Genomic DNA, 25,307 nt, shown 5'->3' with positions numbered 1-25,307 from the left:
TCAACAGCATACGGGCGTAAACGTTAAATTCATGCGAATGCACTGTTGCAGGCCAGCCCGGATGGCGACTGCATAGCGGCAGCGCACCGGGGCGCCTGTAATATTCGACTGCGCCTGAAGGCGGAAGGTTTCCGCCGATCCGCTCGGAAGGCCGGTCAGGGCAAATCCAGTTCCTGGATATAGCGGGTCAGCGCGCAGCTGGCGTTGAGCATATGGGCGCGCATGCAGCGGGCCGCCTCGTCCCCGTCGCCGCGCGCCATGGCGGCCAGGATGGTTCCATGTTCGGCATGGGAGGTCGCCAGCCGGTCGCCATGGCGAAGCTGGGTGCGGCGGAAGGCGGCGAGGCGGGCACGGACGCCGACCGCCTGTTCGGCCATGAACTGGTTGTGGGTGGCGTGGTAGATCGCCTCGTGGAAGCGGCGGTTGAAGTCGTCATAGGCGTCGAGATCGCCGCCCCGCACCATCGCCGCCGCCGATTCATGCATGGTCTGCAGCCGGCTGCGCTCGACCGGAGTGATGCGGTAGGTGGCAAGGCGGACGCACATCGCCTCCATCTCCGCCGTCATCTCGAACATGTCCATGATGCGCTCGGCCGTCATGGTGGCGACGACCACGCCGCGGCGCGGCCGGACCTCCACCATGCCGGTGGTGGCAAGCTGGCGCAGCGCCTCGCGCACCGGGGTTCGCGAGGCGCCGAACCGCAGGCCGATCTGCTGTTCGTCGAGCGGGGTGCCCGGCTTCAGCCGCCCGGTGGCGATCTCGTCGGCCAGCGCCAGCCGGATGACGTCGGACAGAAGGCTTTTGCCGTCCTCCGCGATGTCGCGTTCCGACTGGCCGTCCGGCAGAATGGCATCCATTGCGTACATAACCGCCTGTTGTTTCCGGTCTGCGTATGCGCAGACGCGAGCTCATCCGCAGACGAGTATACAAAAAGCGTCTCGGCGGTCAAAATTATGTTTGTCAGCCTGATCGTCCATGATATGTATGCACCACAGTAGCGGTGGCCGACAAAAAAATACCTGAAGCCCATTATCCTGGGGTTTCGCATACATGAATGGTGTGCATTCCCTTTGGGCAAACCATCGGCCGCCGTCGTGACTTCGTGCCCGGCCATCTCCGGACGGCATGTCCGGTTCTCTGCCCCGCGATTGGGCAGCCGGGCCGCATGAAACGACGAAATGGGGAAACGCACATGATGGGACGACACGGAACTTTCATTCCAATTGCCATGCCAACAGCCGGTGCGGTCTCCGCCGGGATGGAGGGCGCGCCATGGTGATCTTCGGCACCGCACTGCTGGCGGGCTGCTATCTGCTGGGCGTGCTGCTCGGCGATATCCTGGGGGCGCTGATCGGGGTCAAGGCCAATGTCGGTGGCGTCGGCATCGCCATGATGCTGCTGATGGCCGCCCAGTACCACATGCGCAAGCGCGGGCTGATGCGGCCGGAAACCGAGAAGGGCGTCACCTTCTGGGCGATGATGTACATCCCCGTGGTGGTCGCCATGGCCGCCACCCAGAACGTCATCGTCGCCGTCAAGGGCGGTCCCATCGCCCTGCTGGCCGCTTTCGGCTCGGTCGCACTCTGCGCCTGTGTCATCTCCGTGATCAACCGCGCGATCCGCCGGACCGGTGCCGCAGCCGCCTGGCAGGCCGGCGCGCCCGCCGCCGAACTCGAATAAGGGGGCCCGGCATGCTCGACAAATTCATGCATGAGATCGCGGAGAACCAGCTGGTCGCCGCCTTCGCCGTCGTCGGGATCATCGTCTGGGTCTCGAACCTGCTGGCCCGTCATCTGACGGGCGGCCGGGTTCACGGCTCCGCTATCGCCGTGCTGGCCGGGCTTGCGCTCGCCTATTGGGGCGGGCTGGTCACCGGCAAAACCAAGGGTATGGCCGACCTGACCATGTTCGGCGGGCTGGCCCTGATGGGCGGCGCCATGATGCGCGACTTCTGCATCGTCGCGACCGCCAGCGAGGTGCAGATCGACGAGGCGCGGAAAGCCGGCTGGCTCGGCTTCATCGGCCTGTTCCTCGGCACCGTGCTGCCCTTCATCGTCGGCGTCGCCGTCGCCATGGCCTTCGGCTACACCGACCCGGTGGCGCTGACCACCATCGGTGCCGGGGCCATCACCTACATCGTCGGCCCGGTGACCGGTGCCGCCATCGGCGCCAGTTCCGACGTCATGGCGCTCAGCATCGCAACCGGAGTGGTCAAGGCGATCCTGGTCATGGTCTTCACCCCCGTCCTGGCCGGCTTCATGCGGCTGGACAACCCGCAGGCCGCGATGGTGTTCGGCGGGCTGGCCGGCACCGTCAGCGGCGTCAGCGCCGGGCTGGCGGCGACCGACCGGCGGCTGGTGCCCTACGGCGCCCTGGTCGCCACCTTCCACACCGGCCTGGGCTGCCTGATGGGGCCGTCCGTCCTCTTCCTGGCGATCAAGGCGATTGCCGGCTGATTTCGAACTCCCAATTCCAACCCGCCCGTTTCGAGCACAGCGATGAAGGAAGCTGACACCATGCGCGACTGGAACCTGCAGGGGCGCAACCGCGACGCCCGGCTGGCCCGCGCCGCCAGCCTTGTACCATCTTTGACCGGGGGCAAGCGCGTCGCCACCGCCGACGCCCGCGCCCTGCTGGAAGCGGTGCTGGAACCGGGCGACCGCGTCTGCCTGGAGGGCAACAACCAGAAGCAGGCCGATTTCCTGGCCCGCACCCTCGCCTCGGTCGATCCGGCCCGGGTGAACGGCCTGCACATGGTGCAGTCGGTACTGGCCCTGCCGGAGCATCTGGACGTCTTCGAACGCGGCATCGCCGCGAAGCTGGACTTCTCCTTCTCCGGCCCGCAGGGGGCGCGGCTGGCGCGCATGGTGGCGGACGGGCGGATTTCGGTCGGCGCCATCCACACCTATCTGGAGCTGTTCGGCCGCTATTTCGTCGACCTGACGCCACGGGTCAGCCTCGTCGCCGCCCAGGCGGCCGATGCCGCCGGCAACCTCTACACCGGCCCCAACACCGAGGACACGCCGGTCATCGTCGAGGCGACCGCCTTCAAGCGCGGCATCGTCATCGCCCAGGTGAACGAGCTGGTCGACAGCGTGCCGCGCGTCGACATCCCCGGCGGCTGGGTCGATTTCGTCATCCAGAGCCCGACGCCGCACTACATCGAACCGCTGTTCACCCGCGATCCGGCCCAGATCTCGGAAATTCAGGTGCTGATGGCGATGATGGCCATCAAGGGCATCTATGCCGAATACGGCATCCAGCGGCTGAACCACGGCATCGGCTTCGACACCGCAGCCATCGAGCTTCTGCTGCCGACCTACGCGGAGTCGCTGGGGCTGAAGGGGAAGATCTGCCGGCACTGGGCGCTGAACCCGCACCCGGCGCTGATCCCCGCCATCGAGGCCGGCTTCGTCGAGAGCGTCCATTCCTTCGGCTCGGAGCTGGGGATGGAGGCCTATATCCGCGCGCGGCCGGACGTGTTCTTCACCGGCGCCGACGGCAACATGCGGTCCAACCGGGCTCTGTCGCAGGCCGCCGGCCATTACGCCTGCGACCTGTTCATCGGCTCGACCCTGCAGATCGACCTCGCCGGCAACAGCTCCACTGCCACGCTGGGGCGGATCGCCGGCTTCGGCGGCGCGCCCAACATGGGGGCGGATGCCCGCGGACGGCGCCATGCCAGCCCGGCATGGCTCAAGGCCGGGCGGGAGGCGCGCGGCGACAGCGGGCAGATGCCGCGCGGCCAGAAGCTGGTCGTCCAGATGGTGGAAACCTTCCGCGAGCATATGCAGCCGGCCTTCGTCGAGCGGCTCGACGCCTGGGAACTGGCGGAGAGCGCCGGCATGGAACTGCCGCCGGTGATGATCTACGGCGACGACGTGACCCACATCCTGACGGAGGAGGGCATCGCCAACCTGCTGCTCTGCCGGACGGCGGAGGAACGGGAGCAGGCGATCCGCGGCGTCGCCGGCTACACGCCCGTGGGGCGCGGGCGCGACCGGGGCATGGTGGAGAACCTCCGCGACCGCGGCGTCATCCGCCGGCCGGAGGACCTGGGCATCGACAAGCGGATGGCGACCCGCGACCTGCTGGCCGCGCGGTCGGTCAAGGACCTCGTGCGTGCATCGGGCGGCCTGTACGACCCGCCCAAGCGCTTCCGCAACTGGTGAGCCTTATCCCATGGAAATCCTGAGCTTCGAATATCGCGGCGGCCGTCCCGTGGCGTCCCCGCCGCCGTCCGTCCTGGTGGGCGTCGTCGGCTCCGGCAATCTGGAGGTGCTGGTGGAACCGGCGCCGCTCGGCGGCCTCTGCCGGGTCGAGATCCAGACCGCGGCGGTCGGCTTCGGCACGACATGGCAGGCCGTGCTGGACGACGTGTTCGCCCGCCATCCGCTGGCCGATGTCCGCATTTCCATCAACGATGTCGGCGCCACGCCGGCCGTGGTCAGCCTGCGGCTCGACCAGGCCTTGGACGCCTTCGCCGGAGGGTCGCAACCATGAGCAGCTATTACGAGGACAGTGCCCGCGGCAGGCTGGACGGGCTGCTCGACCCCGGCAGCCTCATCGAAATCCTGCCGCCGACCGAGCGCATGGTCAGCCCGCATCTGCGCCAGCTCGACACGCCGGCCGCCTTCGACGACGGCATCGTCGTCGGTGAAGGCCGTCTGGCAGGCCGCCGCGTGCTGGTCGCCGCCCAGGAAGGCGGCTTCATGGGCGGGGCGGTCGGCGAGGTGCATGGCGCCAAGCTGACCGGCCTCTTGGAACGCGCGCTCGACACCCGTCCCGACGGCGTCCTGCTGCTGGTGGAGTCCGGTGGCGTCAGGCTGCACGAGGCCAATGCCGGGCTGATCGCGGTGTCGGAGGTGATGCGGGCCGTGCTGGCCGTGCGGGCCGCCGGCATCCCGGTGATCGTGCTGGACGGCGGCACCTTCGGTTGCTTCGGTGGCATGGGCATCGTGTCCCGCCTGTGCGACGCGGTGGTGATGAGCGAAGAGGGACGGCTCGGCCTGTCCGGCCCCGAGGTGATCGAGACCACCATGGGGGTGGAGGAGTTCGACAGCCGCGACCGCGCGCTGGTCTGGCGCACCGTCGGCGGCAAGCACCGCTACCTGCTGGGCGAGGCGGCGACCCTGGTCGAGGACGACGTTGCCGCCTTCCGCGCTGCGGCTCTCGCCTTGCTCGACCAACTGTCGGACCGTGGCCCCGGCCTGTCGCTGGCCGCCCTGGAGGCGGAGCATGCCGTGTTGGGCAGCCGGCTGGAGCGTTTCGGCGGCTGCCGCGATGCGCTCGACATCTGGGAAAAGCTGGGGGTGGAGGAGCCGGAGAAGCTGCCGATCCTCGACACCGCCAGCTTCCTCGCAACCGTCCGCGACCGGAGGGCCTGAGCCATGGACGTGACCACTCTTCTGGACCGGCTGTTCCCGGACGGGCACGACATCGCCGCGGACGGCGTCTATTTCGACGGCACCGGCCGGGTCTTCGGCACCGAGGTCGCGGTGATCGGCACCGTCGACAACACGCCCATCGGCATCGAGCTGGCCTTCCGCATGGCCGGCGCGGTGCTGGAGGTGGTGCGCCGCCACCCCGGCCGGCCGATCCTGCTGCTGGTCGACACCCAGGGCCAGCGGTTGAGCCATCGCGACGAGCTGCTGGGCATCAACGGCTACATGGCGCATCTGGCAAAATGCATCGACCTCGCCCAGCGCAACGGGCACCGGGTGCTCGGTCTGGTCTATGGGCAGGCGGTCAGCGGCGGCTTCCTCGCCACCAGCCTGCTGGCCGACCGCTGCTATGCCCTGCCGGACGCCGAGATCCGGGTGATGAACCTGCCGGCGATGGCCCGCGTCACCAAAATTCCGCTGGAGCGGCTGACGGAGCTGAGCGCGTCGTCTCCGGTCTTTGCTCCCGGCGTGGAGAATTACCGCCGCATGGGCGCCATCGCCGCCCTGTGGCAGGGCGATCTCGCCGCCTGCCTTGCCGAGGCGCTGGCGGCCCCCACCGACGGCGACTCACGCCGGGCGCTGGGCGAGGAGCGCGGCGGGCGGCAGCTTGCCCGCAAGGTGGCCGACCGGGTGCGGCACGATGCAGCCTGAACTCCTCCATTGGCCGCGCCACGGCTGGGTCCGGCTGGGGGAGGGCTGGGCGGACCGCCTGCGCTCTCCCCTGGTTCCGGCCGAGCGGGCGGAGGTTGCAGATTGGTGCGCCGCCGGCCGGCCGCTGGTGATCGCGCGCCGCCGGTCGGAGGATGGGGCGGGGGAGTTGCGGCTTGGGCTCGCTACGCCGGACAAGCGGCGGATCGGCCTGCATGTGACGGTGGAGGCCGTGATCGGCCGGTTGCCGCCGCTGCCGTTGGCCGAGGCGGTGGACGCCGCACCGGCGGTTTGGCGCCCGATGCTGACGGATCTGGCGCGGCGGGCGCAGGAGTTGGGGGCGGCTGCCGCGGTCTATGGCTCGCTGGCTTGGCAGCAGCGCACCGGCCTGCCTTATGTCCGACCGGAGTCCGACGTCGACCTGCTGTTCGCCCCGCGCGACCGCTGGCAATTGGACCGGCTGCTGGATCTCGTGGCGGAGGTGGGGGACGGCAACCCGCGCCTGGACGGGGAGATCCTGCTACCGGACGGTGCTGCGGTCGCGTGGCGGGAACTGGCCGGCCGGCCGGCCAGCCTGCTGGTGAAGGCGGCGGCGGAGGTGGGCTTGCGCGACCTTGCATCCGTGCTGGCGCTGTTCGACCGGGAGGAGGCCGCATGATCCGCAGCAATGTCGCACCCACCCCGGTTTCGTCCCACAATGCGTGTCCGCTCGCCGCGATGATCGGGCGGACGGCGGTGCGCGCGCTCTATGCCGAACTGGCGCTGCATCCGAAGCCGGGGCTGGTCAGCCCGCTCGACAGCGGCAGCCATGACGACATGGACATGGGCACCTTCCTGCGCAGCCTGTTCGCCCTGCGTGGCTATTTCCGCTCCATCGCTGCTGCCGGTGCCGAGGGAGCCGGCTTCGCCACTCTGCGCGATCTCGGCATCGCCGCCGAACGCCGGATGCTGGCGGCCACCGGCGGCATCAACACCCACCGCGGCGCGGTGTTCGGCATCGGCTTTCTCGCCGCGGCGGCGGGTTGGCGGATGCGGCGCGGCCGGACGCTTCGCGGCGCGGCGCTGGGCGGAACCGTCGCCGACCTGTGGGGTGCCGACATCCTGGGCGCAACGCCGCAGGCCTCCGTCAGCCATGGCGGGCTTGCGGTTCAGCGTTACGGAGTCCGTGGCGCCCGGCAGGAGGCGGCGGAAGGGTTTCCCACCCTGTTCACCGTGGCGGTGCCGGCCCTGGACCGTGCGCTGGCGGACGGTGCCGATCCGGAGCGGGCGTTGGTGCACACCCTGTTCACGCTGATGGCGGAGTTGGAGGACACCAACCTGCTGCATCGCGGCGGTCCCGCCGGGCTGGCCTTCGTCCAGGGCGAGGCAAGTCGCTTCCTCGACCGTGGCGGGGTGTTCCGGGCCGACTGGCGGGCCGAGGCGCTGGCTCTGCACCGCGCCTGTATTGCCCGCCGCCTGTCCCCCGGCGGCAGCGCCGACATGCTGGCGGCCGCGCATTTCGTCCACGCCCTACGCGAGGGCCGGGCATGAGCCTGGGCATTCTCTGCGCCGGCCAGGGCGGGCAGGGGCCGGGCATGCTGGATCTGCTGCGGTGGGAACCGGCGGCGCAGGCGGTTCTGGATCGGGCCACCGCAATCATGGGCAAGGATCCGCGCGCCCTCGTCGCCGGGCCTGAGGCCGAGATGCAGCGCAACGCCGTCGCCCAGCCGCTGCTCTGTGCCGTCCAGGCGGCGACCTGGGTGGCGCTGCATCCGCTTCTGCCGCCTGTGCGGGCGGTGGCCGGCTACAGCCTGGGGGAACTGTCGGCCTATCGGGTCGCCGGTGCGCTCGACGTGGATGAGCTGATAAGGCTGGCGATTCGGCGGGCGGAAGCGATGGACCGCGCCGATCCGGAGCCGGGCGGGCTGCTGGCTGTGCGCGGTCTCGACCAGTCCCGGCTCGAAGCGGTCTGCCGCGACTGCGGTGCCGACATCGCCATCGAGAATGGCGCGGACCGGTTCGTGATTGGCGGGCGCAGGACGGTGCTGGTCTTGGTGGCGCAGGCGGTGCTGGCGCTGGGCGCTGCGGTTACGCCCCTGCCCGTCACCGTCGCCTCGCACACCCGCCTGATGGCGCCCGCGGCAGCGGAGTTTTCCCCAATCCTTGCGGCGAGCGGCCTGCAATCGCCGCCGCTGCCGGTGTTGGCCGGCATCGACGGCACTCCGGTCCACACGCGCGAGCGGGCGGTCGCGGCGCTGACCCGGCAGATGACGGAGACGGTCGCCTGGGCCGCCTGCCTGGACGGGCTGGTCGAGATGGGCTGCACGGTCCTGCTGGAAACCGGCCCAGGCAACGCGCTGGCGCGGATGGCCGCCGAGCGGCATCCGGACCTGCCCGTCCGCTCCGTATCCGATTTCCGCAGCCTGTCCGCTGCCGCCGCCTGGGTGGGCCGGCAACTCGGTTGAGTGGACCGTCAGCGCGCGGCCGGCTTCGGCCCCAGCACGCAGGCGACCGCGGCGAGGATCAGCACCAGCGCCGCCGCCAGCCGCGGCGTCACCGGGTCGCCCAGCAGCAGCACCGCGCCGCCGACCCCGACGACCGGGATCAGCAGGGTGCTGACCGCCGCCTCCCCCACCGTCAGGCGGCGGACGGTGACGTACCACAGCGCCTGCGCCACGCAGATCGAGCAGACGATGTGCCAGGCGAAGCCGGCCCACACCGCCGGGTGAAGCTCGGCCAGCGTGGGCCGCACCTCCGTTGCCGCCAGCCCGATCATCGGCAGGGCGCAGAGCACATATTGCCAGCCGGTGATGACCATCGGGTGGGTGCGCCAGACCCGCCGCTTCATCACGATGGTGCCGAGCGCCCAGGCCACCGCCGACACCAGCATCACCGCCGGACCCGCCAGCGCGGAAGGCGGCGCCGACAGCGCCTCCGGCCCCAGCAGCACCAGCAGACCTGAGAGTCCGCAGGCCAGCCCGACGATCTGGCGCGGCCCCGGCCGTTCGCCCAGCAGCGGGATCGCCAGCAGCGTCGCCCACACCGGCATGGTGAAGGCGACGATGGCCGCCTGCGAGGTCGCCATCAGGCTCTGGCCCAGCGCCGTGCACAGGTTGAAGACCAGCACGTTGCACAGCCCCGCCGCCACCAGCGCCGGCCATTCCGCCCGCTCCACCCGCAGCCGGTGCCCGGCCAGCCGCGCCGCGCCCAGCAGCAGCACCGCCCCGGCGGTGAAGCCGATGGCGCGCAGACTGAAGATCGGCATCTGCGTCAGGATCGTCTTCACCGCCGGCCAGTTCAGGCCCCAGAACAGGCTGATGACGGCGATCAGCAGGTATTTGACGGGATCGCGGCCGGCGCCGCTGGCGGCGATTGCGGTCATGCGCCCGTCATGGCCCCGGTCTTGCCTTCAAACCCATCGAGGAAGCTCGACAGGTTGGCCGACAAATCGTCGATGGCGTAACCGCCCTCCTGCACCAGAACCGTCGGCAGGCCGGCGGCGGCGAGCAGCGCGCCCATGCGGGCGAAGCCCGGCGTGGTGACGCCGAAGGCGGCCAGCGGGTCGTTGATGAAGGTGTCGAAGCCCAGCGAGACGAACAGCATCTCCGGCGCGAACCGCCGGATCGCGTCCAGGCCCTTGCCGATGGTCGCCAGCACCGTCGCCTCGTCGCTGCCGATGGGCAGCGGCAGGTTCAGGTTGTAGCCCTCGCCGCGGCCGATGCCGCGTTCCTGCGCATAGCCGGCCATGTGCGGATAGAACTCGGCCGGGTCGCCATGGACCGAGACGAAGAACACGTCGTCGCGCTCGTAGAAGATGTCCTGCGTGCCGTTGCCGTGATGGACGTCGACATCGATGATCGCCACCCGCGCCGGCCGCCCCTGGGCGCGCAGCAGCGGCAGCACCGATTCCGCGGCGACTGCGACATGGTTCAGGTAACAGAAGCCTCCGGCCATATCGCGGGTGGCATGGTGCCCCGGCGGCCGGCACAGGGCATAGGCTGCGCTGTCGGCACCGGTGGCGACCAGCTTCGCCGCGTGGATGGCAGCGTTGGAGGCGGCGCAGGTGGCGGCCCAGGTGCCCTCACCGATGGGGCAGGCGGTGTCGAACATGTGCCAGCCGGCCTGACCGACGATGCCGGTCGGGTAGTTGGGGGCCGCCTGCATCCGGTGGACGTTGGGCAGCACTACGTCGCCCATGTCGCCAGCCGTCACCCAGCGCGCATGCGCCGTCTCCAGGAAGGCGAGATAGGCGGGGGTGTGCACGGCGGCGCGGGGAGCGGAGCCGTAATCGTCGGGCAGGATCAGCGTCTCGCCGCGCTTCTCGATCAGCGAGGCCAGCGCGCCGACCCGTTCCGGCTTCTCCGGCAGGGCGCGCAGCAGGCCCTTGTTGAAGTAGGTGGCGGGACGGTGCAGGGCGGCGTCGGGGTGATGGACGAACTTCATCGGGGGACTCTCCGGAGAACGGACAGGCTCAGGGCTTTCCAGCCGTGGCGACCAGCGTTTCGAACAGCACGGCGGCGCCGCGGGCACCGTCGGCGGGGGAGATGTTCTCAATCTCGTTGTGGCTGATGCCGTCCTCGCAGGGGATGAAGATCATCGCCGTCGGCACCTTGCCAGCCACATAGACCGCGTCGTGGCCGGCGCCCGACACGATGTCGCGGTGGCTGAATCCGAAGCCGGCGGCCGCCTCGCGCACCCGGTCGACCAGCGGCTTGGCGAAGGGCGTCGGCGGGAAGTGCCAGAAATCGGCGATCTCGGCACCCACCCCGTTCTGCTCGGCAATCGCCGCGACGGCGGCACGGAAGCGGCGGTCCATGTCGGCCAGCGTGTCGGCATTCGGGTGGCGCAGATCGACGGTGAAGAAGACGCGGCCGGGGATGACGTTGCGCGAATGCGGGTGGACGTCGAGGATGCCGACGGTGGCGCAAGGATCGCCCGCGGTCTCCAGCCCGACCCGCTGCACCGCCTGCACCATCGCCGATGCTGTGACCAGCGCGTCGCGGCGCAGGCGCATCGGCGTCGGGCCGGCATGGGCCTCGACACCCGTCACCGTCACCTCGTACCAGCGCTGGCCCTGCGCGCCGGTGACGACGCCGATCTCCTTGCCCTCGACCTCCAGCACCGGCCCCTGTTCGATGTGGGCCTCCAGATAGGCGTGCATCGGATGATCGACCGGGGCGTCGCCGGCATAGCCGGTGCGGACCAGCTCGTCGCCCAGCCGCGCGCCGTCCTGCGCCACCTTGTCGAGGATCTCGTCGAGTGTGAAGACGCCGGTAACGACGCCCGATCCCATCATCGGCGGCGAGAAGCGCGAGCCTTCCTCGTTGGTCCACACCGCGACCTCGACCGGGTGCAGGGTGTCCACCCCGCGGTCGTTCAGCGAGCGCACCACCTCCAGCGCCGCCAGAACGCCGAACACGCCGTCGAAGCGCCCGCCGGTCGGCTGGGTGTCGAGATGGCTGCCCATCACCACCGGGGCCAAGCTGTCGTCGCGGCCCTTGCGGCGGGCGAAGATGTTGCCGATGCGATCGACCGTCACGGTGCAGCCGGCGGCCTCGCACCAGGAGACGAACAGGTCGCGGCCGGCCTTGTCCTCGTCCGACAAGGCGAGGCGGCAGCTGCCGCCCTTCGCGGTGGCGCCGATCTTCGCCATCTCGGCAAGGCTGTCCCACAGGCGCTGGCCGTCGATGGGCAGATTGGAGGGGAGGGACATGGAAACTCCACGCAGAATTTTTCGTTGAAGGCAGGAGGAGCGGGAAGCGGTCAGGCCGCTTCGCGCCGCTCCCGTGCCCGTAGGTCGACCATCGCCAGCACGGCGCGCAGCATCGGCACGTCCACGCCGCAACGCTCCGCCAGCTCGATCACCGAGCCCAGGATCGCGTCTAGCTCCAGCCGCCTGCCGGCCTCATAGTCCTGGAGCATCGAGGTCTTGAAGTCGCCGACACCGGCGGCCATGGCGATGCGTTCGTCCACGCTGGTGGTGAAGACCACGCCCAGCTTTTCCGCGACCGCCTTGGCCTCCAGCATCATGGCGCGGCCGGTTTCCCGCGTGCCGGGGTCGTTGCACAGCCGGCCCAGCGTCGACCCGGTCAGCACGCTCAGGGGGTTGAAGGCGAGGTTGCCCCACAGCTTCACCCAGATCGCCTGCCGGATGTCGGCGGTCTTCGCCGGCTGGAACCCCGCCTGTCCGAACAGCGTCACGATGCGGTCGACTGCCGGATTGTCGCGGCCCCCAAGATCGCCGCCGGCATCGCCGAACACGAAGCGCTGGTCGCTGACATGGCGGATGCGGCAGGGACCGTCACCCTCCACCGCGACGAAGCTGGTCGCTCCCACCACCCGGTCGGGGTCGATGGTGCGCCATAGCAGCCCGTCGGGATCGACGCTGGCGAGCGGCCGGTCGGCCAAAGGGTCCGGCTGGCGATGCGGATACCACCAGGGGATGCCGTTGACCATCGGCACGATGGCGGTCTCCGGCCCCAGCAGCGGCGTCAGCGTGTCGATGGTGCCGCGCAACGCATGGGCCTTGACGCAGAGGAACACCAGATCCTGCGGCCCCAGCGATAGGCTGTCGTCGGTGACGCGGGGGGTGAGCCGGGCGACGCGGTTCAGCGGCGTCACCATGGTCAGGCCGTTGCGGCGGATGGCGGACGCGGCGTTCGGCCGGGCGACCAGCGTCACCTCGGCGTCTGTGGCGCCCAGACGGGCGGCCAGCAGACCGCCGACCGCGCCGGCCCCGATGATGGCGACCTTCATTCAGTGCGCTCCTGCAGGGGCTTGCTGGAGATCATCCGGGATGTGCCAGGACTTGCCGGGAATGGCGTCGAGCAGGCTGCGGGTGTAGGCGTCGCGCGGATGGGTGAACACGTCGCGCGCGGTGCCCATCTCCACGATCCTGCCGCGGCGCATCACCGCGATGGTGTCGCAGACCTGGGCTGCCACCCGCAGATCGTGGGTGATGAACAGCATGGCGAGGTTCAGCCGCCTGCGGATGTCGTCCAGCAGGTCCAGCACCTGTCCCTGCACCGACACGTCGAGCGCCGAAACCGGCTCGTCCGCCACCAGCAGCTTCGGCTCCATGGCGAGGGCGCGGGCGATGCCGATGCGCTGGCGCTGGCCGCCGGAGAACTCGTGCGGGAAGCGGTCGGCGGCCGAGCCGTCGAGCCCGACCATCGCCAGCAACTCCCGCGCGCGCGCCAACGCCCTGTTGTGGTCCTCGCCGAAGGCCACCGGACCCTGGGCGACGATGTCGCCGACGCGGTGGCGCGGGTTCAGCGAGGCGTAGGGGTCCTGGAACACCATCTGCACTGCCCGGCGGTAGGGCCGGAAGCCCTTGCGGTCGAGCGCCAGCAGGTCGGTGCCCTCGAACAGGATGCGGCCCGAATCCGGCTTGATCAGCCCGACGATGGAGCGGCCGAGCGTCGATTTGCCCGATCCGGATTCTCCGACCAGACCGACGGTCTCGCCGGGATGGATGGTCAGCGACAGGTCGTCGCCGGCCACCACCTGCTTGGACTTCTTGAACAGCCCGCCGCCGACGTTGAACACCTTGCGCACCTTGTCGGCGACCAGCAGCGGTGCGCCGGTCTTGGCATGGTCGTCGCGATGCTCGATGTAGTGCGGGACCGAGGCGATCAGCTGCCGGGTATAGGGATGCTGCGGCCGGTTCAGAACGTCCGACGCCGCGCCATATTCCACCAGCTTGCCGTGGCGCATCACCGCCACCCGGTGGGCGATCTCCGCCACCACGCCGAAGTCGTGGGTGATGAACATCATGCCCATGTGGCGCTCGGCCTGGATCGAGCGGATCAGGTCGAGGATCTGCTTCTGGGTGGTGACGTCCAGCGCGGTGGTCGGCTCGTCGGCGATCAGGATGTCGGGCTGGCAGGCCAGCGCCGTGGCGATCATCACGCGCTGGCGCTGGCCGCCCGACAGGCGGAAGGGATAGGCCTCGGCCAGTTCGGCCGGGTTGGGCAGCCCGACCTGGGCCAGCAATTCCACCACGCGGGCGCGGCGGGCGGGGGCGGGCAGGTCGGTGTGTTCACGCAGGCTCTCGCCGATCTGGCGGCCGACCCGCATCAGCGGGTTCAGCGCCGTCATCGGCTCCTGAAACACCATGGCGATGCGGCCGCCGCGAAGGCTGCGCTGCTCCGCCTCCGGCATGGCCAGCACGTCCTTGCCCTTGAACAGCAGGCTGCCGCCGGATACCCGGACATGGGGGGCGGGCAGCAGGCCCATCATGGCGTGCGCGGTCATCGACTTGCCGGAGCCGGACTCGCCGACCACGCAGAGGATCTCGTCGGGGTTCAGGGTGAAGGTCAGGTTGTCCACCGCCAGCGGGCGGTCGGCGCCCGGCGGCAGCGCGATGCTGAGGCCGCGCACATCCAGCAGGGGGGTGTTCATGGCGGCGGTCTCCACGGGAGTGCGCAAAAGGTCGAATTGGCTCATCGGATCACCCCCGCGACCGGGCGAGCTTCGGGTTCAGGGCGTCGTTCAGCCCCTCGCCGACGAGGTTCAGCGCCAGCACGGTCAGCACGATGGCAAGGCCGGGGAAGACGCTCATCCACCAGGCCTGCCGGATCACCGTGCGGGCGGCACCGATCATGTAGCCCCAGCTCATCGCGTTGGGATCGCCGAGGCCGAGGAAGCTGAGCGAGCTTTCCAGCAGGATGGCGGTCGCCACCATCAGCGAGGCCGACACGATGATCGGCGACAGGCTGTTCGGCAGGATCTGGCGCAGGATGATGGTGCTGTTGCTCTGGCCGGTGGTGATGGCGGCCTGGACGAATTCGCGTGAGCGCAGGCTGAGGAATTCGGCGCGGGCCAGACGGGCCAGCGGCGGCCAGCTGACGATGGCGATGGCGAGCACGATGGTGGTCAGGCTGGGGGTGAAGATGGCGACCAGCACCACGGCCAGCACGAAGTTGGGGATGGTCTGGAACAGCTCGGTGAAGCGCATGATGGCGTCGTCCACCTTGCCGCCATGGAAGCCGGCCAGCGCCCCCAGCGTGACGCCGATGGCGAGCGCCGCGGCGGTGGAGGTCAGGCCGATCAGCAGCGACACCCGGGCCCCGTGGGCGATGCCCGAGGCGATGTCGCGGCCCAGCATGTCGGAGCCCAGCAGGGCGTCTTCGGACAGCGGCGGTTGGAAAGGTGCCGTCGCCATTTCCCACGGGTCGCCGGGGAACAGGACGGAGGCGAAGGCGGCCAGCACGACGATGGCGATCAGGATCGCCAGCCCCAGGACCGCGCCCTTGTTGCGGGCGAAGGCCCGCCAGAAATCGGAGTTCATCATTGCGACACCTGGATGCGCGGATCGACGAGGCCGTAGAGGATGTCGGTCAGGATGTTGAAGAGGATCACCATGATCGACGTGACCAGGAAGATGCCCAGCAGCACCTGATAGTCGCGCTGAAGCACCGCCTCGAAGGCCAGCCGGCCGATGCCGGGCCAGGCGAACACCGTCTCGATCAGGATGGAGCCGCCGACCAGCTGTCCGGCCTGGATGCCCGCCACGGTGATGACCGGCAGGATGGCGTTGCGCAGGACGTGGCGGGTGACGATGCGGCCCTGCGTCAGCCCCTTGGCCTTCGCCGTCTTGACGAAGTCGAGGCTGCGCACCTCCAGCATCGAGGCGCGGGTCAGGCGCGCATAGCCTGCCATGTAGAACAGCGCCAGCGTGATGACCGGCAGGATCAGGTGGACCGCCACGTCCGCCACATGCGCCAGTCCGGTGTAGCCGGCGCCGATGGTCTCGTAGCCGAAGGCCGGCAGCCAGCCGAGCTGGATGGAGAACAGGAGGCTCAGCATCAGCCCGATCCAGTAGATCGGCGTGGCGTAGGCGAGGAGTGCCACGACGGTGATGGCGCTGTCGGCCCAGGTGCCGACGGTGACCGCCGCCAGCGTGCCGAGCGCCACGCCGGCGGCGAGCGCCAGGATGAAGGCGGTCAGTGTCAGCACCAGGGTGGCCGGCAGCCGTTCCGCCAGAATGTCCCAGACGGGCCGCTGCTGGCGGTAGGAGAAACCGAGATCGCCCTGCACGACCTTGCCGATGTAGGTGCCGAGCTGTTCGTAGAGCGGCCGGTCGAGCCCGAACTGCTCGCGCAGCTGCGTCACGAACTTTTCGTCGGCGGCCCCCGCCTCGCCCGCCATCACCATGGCCGGGTCGCCGGGGGCGGCATGGACGAGGAAGAAGTTCATCACCACGATGGCGATCAGGATCGCGGCGGCCTTGACGAGGCGGCTCGCGAAGAGTTGGGCGAATCCCAGCATGGGCTTGGTCCTATTTCAATTGCCGCGCTCTGGCCTCTCCTCCGCTCACACGTGAGTGCCGATTCCCCCTCTCCCCCCGGGGAGAGGGTCGGGGTGAGGGGGATGCATAGCGTGGATTCTCGGGGAGGGCCTGCAGCGCGTCCCCCTTACCCTAACCCTCTCCCCGCTTTCGGCGGACCGGAGGTCCGCCTGTCGCGTCAGCGCAAACGAAGTTTGCGCGTGAGCGGGGGAGAGGGGATAGCGGGGGAAATCAACTCACTTCGCCAGCCAGACGCTTTCATAGGTGTCGTTGACACCGATGGCCGTCGTGTTGGCGTTCTTCACGCGCTTGTCGAGGAAGGTCGGGAATTCCATCTCCAGCAGCCACACCACCGGCAGATCGTCGGACAGGATGCGCTGGACCTCGCTGTACTGCTCCTGGCGCTTGGCCGGGTCGTTCTCGCGCGAGGCCTGGTCGAACAGCTCGTCAACCTTCGGGTTGGAATAGCCCATGGTGTTGGTGAACAGCACGCCCTTGCGGATGTTCGACGAGATGTAGGTGCGGGCGACGCCCAGCGCCGGGTCGCCGTACTGGTAGAGGAAGTTGGTGGTGATCTCGTAATCCCAGTTGGCGACGCGCTGCGCCCAGCCGGCGGCGTCGGTGCTTTCCAGAACCACGGAAACGCCGACCTTGCCCAGCGCCTGCTTCAGATACTCGCCCAGGCGGGTCCAGGTCTCGCCATAGGGCATCGGCATCAGCTTGACGGTGGCGCGCACGCCCTTGCCGTCGGGCTTCAGACCCATCTCGTCGAGCAGGGCCTTGGCCTTGTCGAGGTTGGGCTCGTAGGTCGTGACCTTGGGGTCGTAGAACTTGACCACCGAGTTGATCGGGCCGGTCGGCACGCGGCCGAGGCCGAACCAGATCTTGTCGCGGATGAACTTGCGGTCGATGGCGTAGGCGATGGCCTTGCGGAAGCGCTTGTCGTCCAGCGGCTTGACGCGGTGGTTGATCTCCAGCCACGCCATCGGCGCCACGAACTCGTAGCCGGCGGTGGTCAGGGTCACGTTCGGCAGCGTCTTCATGCGCGGAACCTCGAAGGGCTCCAGGTCGCTGTATTGGGTCTGCTGCACCTGACCGCTTTCCAGCGCCAGCGAGCGGCTGGCGGCGTCCGGGATCACGCGGAAGGTGATGCCGTCGAGATAGGGCAGGTCCTTCTTGTAATAATCCTCGTTGCGGACGAGCTGGATGTAGCTGCCCTTCACCCATTCCTTCAGCTTGAACGGGCCGGTGCCGATGGGGGTGTTGTTGGCCGGGTTGGTGCGGAAATCGCTGCCCTCATAGATGTGGGCCGGCACGATGGGGGCCGACGACACCTCGAAAGCCTGGATGAAGGCCGGGAACGGCTCCTTCAACTTGAACTCGACGGTGTGGTCGTCCAGCGCCTTGATCGACTCGCAGCGGCTGAACGCGGCGCGGGCGCGCGGGTGCACCTCCATCAGAAACTTGGAGGTGGAGAACACCACGTCGTTGGCGCTGAACGGCTTCCCGTCGTGCCACTTGACGTTCTGGTACAGCTTGAAGGTGTAGGTCAGGCCGTCCGGCGACACCGTCCAGCTCTCGGCCAGCGACGGCATTGGGGTCAGCTTGCGGTCGTAGGTCAGCAGGCCCTGATAGATCTTGCCGGCGACGGTCTGGGTCGGCCCCTGCTGGTTCAGGCCCAGCATCAGGGTCGGCGGTTCCGGCTGGACGATGGAGTTGAGGACACCGCCGCGGACCGGCGTCTCCTGCGCCGTCCCTTGGGCCATGGCCGGGGCGGCGATCAGGGCGGCCGTGCCGGGGATAGCGAGTGCCGCGGCCAGCAGGCCGGCGGCGGCGGCGCGGTGGACGTTGCGGCGGAAGCCGCGCTGGATGCTGGCGGGGATACCGGAAAGGCGTCGTGTCATGCGGGTGTCCTCGTCTCCAGATGGTGTCGTTGTGGGATGCGACCCTGTCGTCTTCGTTCTTCTTTTGAAAAAGGCGGGTGGATCAGCGCGGACCCGTGGGGCCGGTGGTGCCGTCCAGCCAGCGCAGCAGCGAGTCCCATTCCAGGACGCCGGCGCGGGGATAGGCGCGCTCATACTGCTGGGCGGTGTGCTCGCAGACCTCCGGCGACGGATAGACCAGCGGACGGCCGCCGGCCATCGCCATGATCTGCTGCTTGCAGGCCTGCTCCAGGTAGTACATCAGCACCGCCGCCTCGGCGACGTCCTGGCCGACGGTCAGCAGGCCGTGGTTGCGCAGGATCATGCTGTGATGGTTGCCCAAATCGGCGACCAGCCGTTCCCGTTCCGCCAGATCCAGCGCGATGCCTTCGTAGGTGTGGTAGGCGATGCGGTTGTACCAGCGCAGCGAATGCTGGGTGATCGGCAGCAGCCCGTCGGCCTGGGCGCTGACCGCCATGCCGGCGTCGGTGTGCAGGTGGATGACCGCGCCGACGTCCGGGCGGGCGTGATGCACCGCGCTGTGGATGGTGAAGCCGGCCGGATTGATGGCGTCGCCGTCGCGCCCGTCGACCAGATTGCCGTCGATGTCGACCTTCACGAGGTTGTCGGGCGTCACCTCGTGGAACATCAGGCCATAGGGGTTGATCAGGAAATGGTCCGGCGTGTCCGGGATGCGGGCCGACATGTGGGTGTAGATCAGGTCGGTCATGCCCAGCCGGTCGAACAGCTTGTAGGCGGCGGCCAGATCGGTGCGGGCCTTCCACTCCACGTCGGAATAGGTGCCGCTGGCGCGGGGAGCGTGGGCGGCGTTTGCTTTCAGGGTGGCGGCGATCATCGGGCGGGTCTCGTCAGGCTAAGGGGTCAGATGGATTCCAGGCCGCACCAGCCGGCGATGAACAGCGCCAGCACGCGGGTCACGTCGCGCAGGCTGTCCAGCGACACCGATTCGTCGATGCCGTGGATGCGCGTCGCCTCCGGCCCGTAGCAGGTGGCGGGCGTGTCGCCATAGAGCTGGAAGAAGCGGGCGTCGGTGGTGCAGGTCAGCGCCACCAGCTCCGGATCGCCGCCGCGCACGGCGCGATGGCTGTCGGCCAGCAGGGTCACCAGCGGGTGCGCCGGGTCGATCTCGCAGCCGGCGGCCTGGAAGCCGTTCCACTGCAGCTCGATGCCGACGCCGGACAGGGCCGGGTCGGTGGAGCGCGCCTGCTCCACCGACCGGGTCACCTCGGCGCGGACCGCCTCCGGCTCCTGCCCGGGGAAGAAGCCGAGCCGGAGGTCGAGCGCGCAGCGCGTCGGGACTGACGACGGCCACTCACCGCCCTCGATCCGGCCGAGATTGATGTTGACGGGATGGGCATGGCCGCAGAAGGCGGGGTGGCGGCAGGCCGGCTCGTTCCACCGCACCTCCAGCGCCTTCAGATGCGCCGCCAGCGCATAGGCCGCCTCGATGGCGTTCACCCCGGCCGAGGTGTCCAGCACATGGGCCGGCGTGCCGGTCAGCACCAGCCGCACCCACATCACGCCGACCTGGGCGATGGAGATGGAATGGTTGAACGGCTCCGGGATCACGGCTGCGTCGGCGCGATAGCCGCGATGCAGGCAGGCGAGAGCGCCGTTGCCGGTGCATTCCTCCTCGATCACGGACTGAAGATAGACCGGGGCGGCCGGCTGGTAGCCCAGCGTGCGCAATGCTGAGAAGGCAGCGGTGTAGGCGGCGATGCCGGCCTTCATGTCGCCGGCCCCGCGGCCATAGAGCCGTCCGTCGGCGATCCGCGGCTCGAAGGGCGGGGTGGTCCACAGCTCCGCCGGGCCGGTCGGCACCACGTCGATATGGCCGTTCAGGATCAGCGAGCGGCCTTTCGCCTCACGCGGCCTGTGGACGCCGACGACATTCTCGCGGCCGGCGTAGGCGCCGGGGAGAACCGGCGGCGAGAAGCCCGGCATGCGGGAAATCGCCTGCTCGTCGATGTCGAAACGGTCGACCTCCAGACCCAGTGCGGCGAAGCGGTCGGCCATCAGCGCCTGAGCCCCGGACTCGTCCCCCAGCAGCGACGGCTGGCGGACGAGGTCGGACAGGTGCGACACGCAATCGCCCTGCGCCGCATCGGCGGCGTCCAGGATCGCGGCGCGCAGGCCGGGGTCCGGCAACACATGGTCGAGACGGTCTGCCGTATCTCGTGTCATTCTAAATCCTTTGCCCGAATCCATTTCGCTACTGCGGCAGGGATGCACGGGCGGGTGGAAAAAGACGAAGCTGTTGCGTTGCGGCCCATCCCAAATGGATATGGCCACCATAACGGTGCATTATGCGGTGTCCGGCATGGCGATGTTTGAAGGCCGCCATGTGTCGATTAGGAAGGCATCCAATCGATCAGGCAAATAAGCATTTTTCATTTCGCCCATGAATCTGATTTATGCCGCAGTTGCTCACAACGCACTCATGTGCGTAGAATTTGGGCGACAGCAGCGATGCACCGGAATCGGGCAGCGATCGAGGGGGTGGGACGGTGAACGAAACCGAGGCGGAACGGCAGGCCCTGGCCCGGCTGGGCCAGCAGATGGACTGGAACCTGCTGCGCACCTTCATGGTGATCGTGCAGGAGGGCAGCATCACCAGGGCCGCCGTCCGCCTGTTTTTGACGCAGCCGGCGGTCAGCCTCGCCCTGAAACGGCTGGAGGAGCAGCTTGGCCGCACCCTGATCGACCGTGGTCCCGGCCGCTTCGCCGTCACCGCCGCCGGCGAACAGGTCTATGACGAGGCGGTGTCGATCCATGCCACCGTGTCCCGCCTGGGCGCCCTGGTGCGCGACGCCAAGGATGAGGTCAGCGGCCATGTCCACATCCTGATGACCAGCCGCATCCAGACCCCGCTGCTCGACCGCTCGCTGCGGGAATTCCACCGCATGTACCCGCTGGTGACCTTCCGCATCGACGTCATGGCGTCGGCCGACGCGCACATCGCGTTGCAGCAGCGGGTCGGCGCGATGGCGATCTGCCTGCTGCGCGAGCCGATCCCCGGACTGTCCAGCCAGATCTTCCTGCGCCAGACCTACCGTCTCTATTGCGGCCCGGATTTCCGCCTGTTCGGCCAAAGCGACATCGACATCGCCGAACTGCGCCACGAGAGTTTCGTCTCCTTCACCTCCGACCAGATCGACGGCGCCCTGTCGCCCCTGACCCTGTTCCGCGCGCGGGAGGGCTTCGCCGGCCGCGTCGTCGCGTCGTCGGCCAATCTGGAGGAGGTGCGGCGGATGATCGTCTGCGGCCTTGGCATCGGCCCGCTGCCCGAACACATCGCCGCCCGTGACGTGGCCGACGGCCTGCTGTGGGAACTGCCGCCCTATGAGGGCATCGCGCCGGTCAACGTCCACCTGATCTGGAACGAGCAGGCCAAGCTGAACCGCGCCGAACGGGCCTTTCTCGATTATCTGCAAACGGCGCTCGCCACCGCGCCGGCCAGGGAGCTTGCCGGGGTGGCCGAGGGGAATTCCGACAGCCACCTCCTTCGGGGCTGACGATTGGATAGCTAGGCCGCCGCCCTTGAGCCGTGTGATAACGGAATCGTTTCGACGCTGGATTTTTTCGACCGCTTTGATGAACGTCCAAGGTCTTCCGTTCCCCGCCGGTGTTGGACGATGCCGGTGAGCCAGTCACCCGCCGCGGCGTCTCCGCCCGCCTTTCTGACCGGGGCGGGGGATGTGGCATCTCTCATGCGCGGCCACGACTGGACGGCGACGCCGCTCGGTCCGCCGGAGGGGTGGCCGCAGGAGCTTCGGGCCATGGTCGGCCTGATGATGCGGTCGCGGCAGGCGATGTTCATCGGTTGGGGACCCGACGTCACCTTCCTCTACAACGACGCCTATCTGGACATTCTGGGGTCCCGCCACCCGGCGGCGCTGGCCCGGCCGATGAGCGAGGTCTGGCCGGACGCGTGGCCGCAGGTCCGCGATTTCGTCCGCCGCGCCTATGAGGGCGAGTCCCTGCTGCACGAGGATCTGCTGGTCCCGCTGGAGCGGCGCGGACTGGGCGAGGACTGTTATTTCACCTTCTCCTACACGCCGATTGCCGGCGAAACGGGCTGCATCGGCGGATTCCTCTGCATCGTGGCGGAGACCACGCTTGCCGTGCGGGGCCGGCGGCGCATGGCCTTCCACGCCGAACTGGAGCACCGGCTCCGCGAACTGACAGAATCCGCTCTGTGTGGTGACCGTGGCGGCGGAGGCGCTGGGCCGGCATCTCGGCGCCAGCCGGGTCGGCTACGGCGTGATGGACGAGAGCGAGCGCTTCTTCACCACGGAGCGCAACTGGACCGACGGCACGGTCGCCCCCCACATCGGAACCCACGATCTGCTGGCCTTCGGCGAGCCGGTGCTGGCGACCCTGCGCAGGGGACAGTCTCTGGTCGTCGACGATGCGGCCACCGATCCGTGCACCGCAACACCGGATCTGCTGGCGGCCTTCGCGGCACTCGGCTTCTCCTCCGTCGTCACCGCCAGTCTGGTGAAGCAGGGCCGGATGGTCGCGGCACTCTACGTCCATGATCGCCGCCCCAGGCATTGGCGCGAGGACGAGATCGATCTGATCGAGGAGGTCGCGGAACGCACCTGGTCGGCGGTGGAGCGGGTGCAGGCGGAAGAGGAGGTGCGGCGCGCCAACGAGCGGCTGCGGGCGGAGGGGGAGCGGCTGCGCGCCCTGTTCCGGCAGGCGCCGGGCTTCATGTATGTCTGGCGTGGGCCGGACCATGTCTTCGAGATGGCGAACGACGCCTATTTCGAGCTGATCGGCCGGCGCGACGTCATCGGCAAGCCGGGGCGGGAGGCGTTGCCGGAAATCGTCGGCCAGGGCTTCTTCGAGCTGGCCGACCAGGTCTACCGGACCGGCGAGCCCTTCGTCGGCGAAGGCATGCCGGCGCGGATCGCCCGGCGGCCCGGTGCGCCGCTGGAGGAACGCTTCGTCACCTTCGTCTTCCAGCCGATCCGTGACGATGAGGGGCAGGTAACGGGCCTGTTCGTCCAGGGCAGCGACGTCACCGGCATGAAGCGGACGGAAGAAGCGCTGCGCGAGAGCGAGCAGCGGCTGCACATCGCCCAGGATGCCGGCGGAGTCGGCACCTTCGAACTGCGCGCCGACGGCCTGCTGGCGGTGTCGCCGCAGTTCTGCCGCCTGTGGGGCATCGACGAGAGGCCGCTGGTGCGGCTGGAGGAACTGGTCGCCCTGATCCATCCGGAGGACCGGCCCACCCTGAACACGCTCCAGCCGGGGCAGGTGCCGACGGACGGTCTGGGCTATGTCGAGTACCGCATCCTGCGGCCCGACAACAGCGCCGTCCGTTGGATCGCCCGGCGTGCCCAGGCGTTCAAGCGCGACGAGGACGGGGATGGAGGGGGCGTGCGGGTTCTCGGCGCCTGCTACGACATCACCGACCGCCGCTGTGCCGAGGATGCCCTGCGCGCGCTCAACGCCACGCTGGAACAGCGGGTGGCGGAGCGGACGGCCGACCGCGACCGCATATGGCGGCTGTCGACCGACATCATGCTGGTGGCGCGGTTCGACGGCACGATCGGCGCTGTCAACCCGGCCTGGACCGCACTTCTCGGCTGGCGGGAGGCGGATCTACAGGATGCGATCTTTCTCGATTTCGTCCATCCGGACGACCTCGACGCGACGGTGGCAGAGGTCGGCCGGCTGCAATCGGGACTGACCACCCTGCGGTTCGAGAACCGCTACCGCCACAAGGACGGGTCCTATCGCTGGATCTCCTGGACCGCGGTGCCGGACGACCGCTTCATCCATGCGGTGGGGCGCGACGTGACGGCGCGCAAGGAGGCCGCCGCCGCCCTGCGTCGGGCCGAGGATCAGCTGCGCCAGGCGCAGAAGATGGAGGCGGTCGGCCAGCTGACCGGCGGCGTGGCCCACGATTTCAACAACCTGCTCCAGGCGCTCAGCAGCTGCTTGACCATGATCGGCCGCCGCAGCGCGGAGCCGCGGCTGGCGCCGCTGCTGGAGGCCGGCATGCAGGCGGTCGACCGCGGCGCCAAGCTGGTCCAGCAATTGATGGGCTTCGCCCGCCGCGACAGCCTGCGTCCGGAGCCCATCGACGTGCGCGACCGCGTTCTTGGCATGGCCGGGCTGCTCGAGCGCGCCCTGCGCGCCGACATCCGGCTGGAAACCCGCTTTGCTCCCGGCCTGCATCCCATCGAGGTCGATCCGACCCAGTTCGAACTGGCGCTGATCAACATGGCGGTCAACGCTCGCGACGCGATGCCCGGCGGCGGCATCCTGACCATCGACGCGGAGAACCGGACGCTCGATCCCGGCGAAGCAACCGGTCTGGATGGGGCGGGGCTGGAGGGCGAGTTTTTGCGGCTGGCGGTCGCCGACACCGGAACCGGCATGCCGCCGGAGGTGGTGGCGAGAGCCTTCGACCCCTTCTTCACCACCAAGGAGGTCGGCAAGGGCTCCGGCCTTGGCCTTGCCCAGGTCTATGGGCTGGCGCGGCAGGCGGGCGGCACGGTCTGGATCGAAAGCCGGCCGGGGGAGGGGACCCGCATCGTCCTGCTGCTGCGCGCCGGCACCGGCATTCCGAGGGCGCCGGCGGCTCCCGTCCAGGCCGCGGCCGGCATCGTCCGGGGGGCGCGGGTGCTGATGGTGGAGGACGATCCGGTCGTCGCCTCCTCCGTCGCGGCGGCGCTTGAGGAAAGCGGCTGGACCGTGCTGCGCGCCGCCTCGGCCGACGAGGCGCTGCCGCTGCTGGCAGGGGACGAGCGCATCGACCTGCTGTTCTCCGACGTGGTGATGCCCGGCCGGCTGAGCGGCATCGACCTCGGCCGCGAGGCCACGCTCCTGCGCCCCGGCCTGCCGGTGGTGCTGACGACCGGCTACAGCGAGGACGTGGCGCGCACCGAAGGCATCGCGGTGCTGTCGAAGCCCTACCGCATCGACACCCTGCTCCAGACGCTGAGCGAGGCGCTGACGAGGAAGCCCTCGCCCCAGCGGTGAAGG

Annotated in this window: 22 protein-coding genes and 1 pseudogene; 12 read left to right on the top strand and 11 right to left on the bottom strand. The window is 69.2% G+C overall.

Features of this window, described 5'->3' with window-relative positions; translation table 11 throughout:
* Positions 1–155: 155 nt before the first annotated feature.
* Positions 156–857, bottom strand: a complete 702-nt coding sequence (locus ABNQ40_RS03320; protein ID WP_109048923.1) for a GntR family transcriptional regulator — start codon at positions 855–857, stop codon at positions 156–158.
* Between the two features lie 415 nt (positions 858–1,272).
* On the opposite strand from ABNQ40_RS03320, the gene madL reads away from it, so the two are divergent.
* Genes madL through ABNQ40_RS03275 form a run of 9 tightly spaced genes read left to right on the top strand, consistent with a single transcriptional unit; the run spans position 1,273 to position 8,536 of the window.
* A complete protein-coding gene (gene madL, locus ABNQ40_RS03315) occupies positions 1,273–1,680 on the top strand; it encodes a malonate transporter subunit MadL (RefSeq protein WP_109048924.1) in 408 nt (135 codons plus the stop codon).
* A gap of 11 nt (positions 1,681–1,691) precedes the next feature.
* Complete coding sequence (madM, locus tag ABNQ40_RS03310; protein WP_109048925.1) at positions 1,692–2,456, top strand: malonate transporter subunit MadM; 765 nt, start codon at positions 1,692–1,694, stop codon at positions 2,454–2,456.
* Between the two features lie 42 nt (positions 2,457–2,498).
* On the top strand, positions 2,499–4,172 hold the full coding sequence (mdcA, locus tag ABNQ40_RS03305) for a malonate decarboxylase subunit alpha (protein WP_109048926.1): 1,674 nt from the start codon (positions 2,499–2,501) through the stop codon (positions 4,170–4,172).
* Positions 4,173–4,182: 10 nt separating this feature from the next.
* Positions 4,183–4,503, top strand: coding sequence for a malonate decarboxylase acyl carrier protein (gene mdcC, locus ABNQ40_RS03300; protein WP_109048927.1), 321 nt, complete (start codon positions 4,183–4,185; stop codon positions 4,501–4,503).
* Positions 4,500–5,387, top strand: a complete 888-nt coding sequence (locus tag ABNQ40_RS03295) for a biotin-independent malonate decarboxylase subunit beta (RefSeq protein WP_109048928.1) — start codon at positions 4,500–4,502, stop codon at positions 5,385–5,387. The genes mdcC and ABNQ40_RS03295 overlap by 4 nt, the downstream gene beginning before the upstream one ends.
* A gap of 3 nt (positions 5,388–5,390) precedes the next feature.
* Entirely contained in the window at positions 5,391–6,095 is a 705-nt protein-coding gene (gene mdcE / locus ABNQ40_RS03290; protein WP_109048929.1) for a biotin-independent malonate decarboxylase subunit gamma, read from the top strand.
* Positions 6,085–6,750, top strand: coding sequence for a malonate decarboxylase holo-[acyl-carrier-protein] synthase (gene mdcG / locus ABNQ40_RS03285; protein WP_109048930.1), 666 nt, complete (start codon positions 6,085–6,087; stop codon positions 6,748–6,750). The genes mdcE and mdcG overlap by 11 nt, the downstream gene beginning before the upstream one ends.
* Positions 6,747–7,622, top strand: a complete 876-nt coding sequence (mdcB, locus tag ABNQ40_RS03280; protein ID WP_109048931.1) for a triphosphoribosyl-dephospho-CoA synthase MdcB — start codon at positions 6,747–6,749, stop codon at positions 7,620–7,622. Before mdcG ends, mdcB begins: the two co-directional genes overlap by 4 nt.
* Positions 7,619–8,536 carry an ACP S-malonyltransferase gene (locus ABNQ40_RS03275; RefSeq protein WP_109048932.1) on the top strand — a complete coding sequence of 306 codons (918 nt, stop codon included), beginning with the start codon at positions 7,619–7,621 and terminating at the stop codon, positions 8,534–8,536. The genes mdcB and ABNQ40_RS03275 overlap by 4 nt, the downstream gene beginning before the upstream one ends.
* Positions 8,537–8,544: 8 nt before the next feature.
* Here the strand turns inward: ABNQ40_RS03275 and ABNQ40_RS03270 are convergent, their stop codons facing one another.
* From ABNQ40_RS03270 to ABNQ40_RS03225, 10 genes are all read right to left on the bottom strand, one after another.
* The gene (locus ABNQ40_RS03270; RefSeq protein WP_109048933.1) at positions 8,545–9,453 is read right to left on the bottom strand and encodes a DMT family transporter; all 909 of its coding nucleotides are present in this window, start codon (positions 9,451–9,453) and stop codon (positions 8,545–8,547) included.
* Positions 9,450–10,514 carry a histone deacetylase family protein gene (locus tag ABNQ40_RS03265; protein ID WP_109048934.1) on the bottom strand — a complete coding sequence of 355 codons (1,065 nt, stop codon included), beginning with the start codon at positions 10,512–10,514 and terminating at the stop codon, positions 9,450–9,452. Before ABNQ40_RS03265 ends, ABNQ40_RS03270 begins: the two co-directional genes overlap by 4 nt.
* A gap of 28 nt (positions 10,515–10,542) precedes the next feature.
* Complete coding sequence (locus tag ABNQ40_RS03260) at positions 10,543–11,784, bottom strand: Zn-dependent hydrolase (RefSeq protein WP_109048935.1); 1,242 nt, start codon at positions 11,782–11,784, stop codon at positions 10,543–10,545.
* Positions 11,785–11,834: 50 nt separating this feature from the next.
* Positions 11,835–12,827 carry a ketopantoate reductase family protein gene (locus ABNQ40_RS03255; RefSeq protein ID WP_109048936.1) on the bottom strand — a complete coding sequence of 331 codons (993 nt, stop codon included), beginning with the start codon at positions 12,825–12,827 and terminating at the stop codon, positions 11,835–11,837.
* Positions 12,828–14,474 (bottom strand): ABC transporter ATP-binding protein, encoded by a 1,647-nt coding sequence (locus ABNQ40_RS03250; RefSeq protein WP_247879683.1) that lies wholly within the window; start codon positions 14,472–14,474, stop codon positions 12,828–12,830.
* Positions 14,475–14,523: 49 nt separating this feature from the next.
* Positions 14,524–15,366: an ABC transporter permease gene (locus ABNQ40_RS03245; RefSeq protein WP_109048938.1), complete on the bottom strand. Its 843-nt coding sequence runs from the start codon at positions 15,364–15,366 to the stop codon at positions 14,524–14,526.
* A complete protein-coding gene (locus ABNQ40_RS03240; RefSeq protein WP_377805445.1) occupies positions 15,363–16,343 on the bottom strand; it encodes an ABC transporter permease in 981 nt (326 codons plus the stop codon). The genes ABNQ40_RS03245 and ABNQ40_RS03240 overlap by 4 nt, the downstream gene beginning before the upstream one ends.
* 255 nt (positions 16,344–16,598) lie before the next feature.
* On the bottom strand, positions 16,599–18,266 hold the full coding sequence (locus ABNQ40_RS03235; RefSeq protein WP_109051007.1) for an ABC transporter substrate-binding protein: 1,668 nt from the start codon (positions 18,264–18,266) through the stop codon (positions 16,599–16,601).
* A gap of 82 nt (positions 18,267–18,348) precedes the next feature.
* Entirely contained in the window at positions 18,349–19,140 is a 792-nt protein-coding gene (locus tag ABNQ40_RS03230) for a class II aldolase/adducin family protein (RefSeq protein WP_109051006.1), read from the bottom strand.
* A 26-nt stretch (positions 19,141–19,166) separates the two neighbouring features.
* Complete coding sequence (locus tag ABNQ40_RS03225) at positions 19,167–20,489, bottom strand: ArgE/DapE family deacylase (RefSeq protein WP_109051005.1); 1,323 nt, start codon at positions 20,487–20,489, stop codon at positions 19,167–19,169.
* 323 nt (positions 20,490–20,812) lie between these two features.
* Between ABNQ40_RS03225 and ABNQ40_RS03220 the strand changes: the two genes are divergently transcribed.
* From ABNQ40_RS03220 to ABNQ40_RS03210, 3 genes and pseudogenes are all read left to right on the top strand, one after another.
* On the top strand, positions 20,813–21,820 hold the full coding sequence (locus ABNQ40_RS03220; protein WP_247879928.1) for a LysR family transcriptional regulator: 1,008 nt from the start codon (positions 20,813–20,815) through the stop codon (positions 21,818–21,820).
* 120 nt (positions 21,821–21,940) lie between these two features.
* Positions 21,941–22,366: pseudogene (locus ABNQ40_RS03215) on the top strand (hybrid sensor histidine kinase/response regulator); the annotation flags it as partial.
* A gap of 139 nt (positions 22,367–22,505) precedes the next feature.
* Positions 22,506–25,304 (top strand): PAS domain-containing protein, encoded by a 2,799-nt coding sequence (locus ABNQ40_RS03210; protein WP_391345515.1) that lies wholly within the window; start codon positions 22,506–22,508, stop codon positions 25,302–25,304.
* Positions 25,305–25,307 lie beyond the last annotated feature (3 nt).

It is taken from the genome of Azospirillum sp. A23 (genome assembly GCF_042938965.1).
Classification (GTDB): domain Bacteria; phylum Pseudomonadota; class Alphaproteobacteria; order Azospirillales; family Azospirillaceae; genus Azospirillum; species Azospirillum melinis.
The sequence above is the reverse complement of the archived record's forward strand: the minus strand, read 5'-3'. Positions and strand labels throughout refer to the sequence as shown.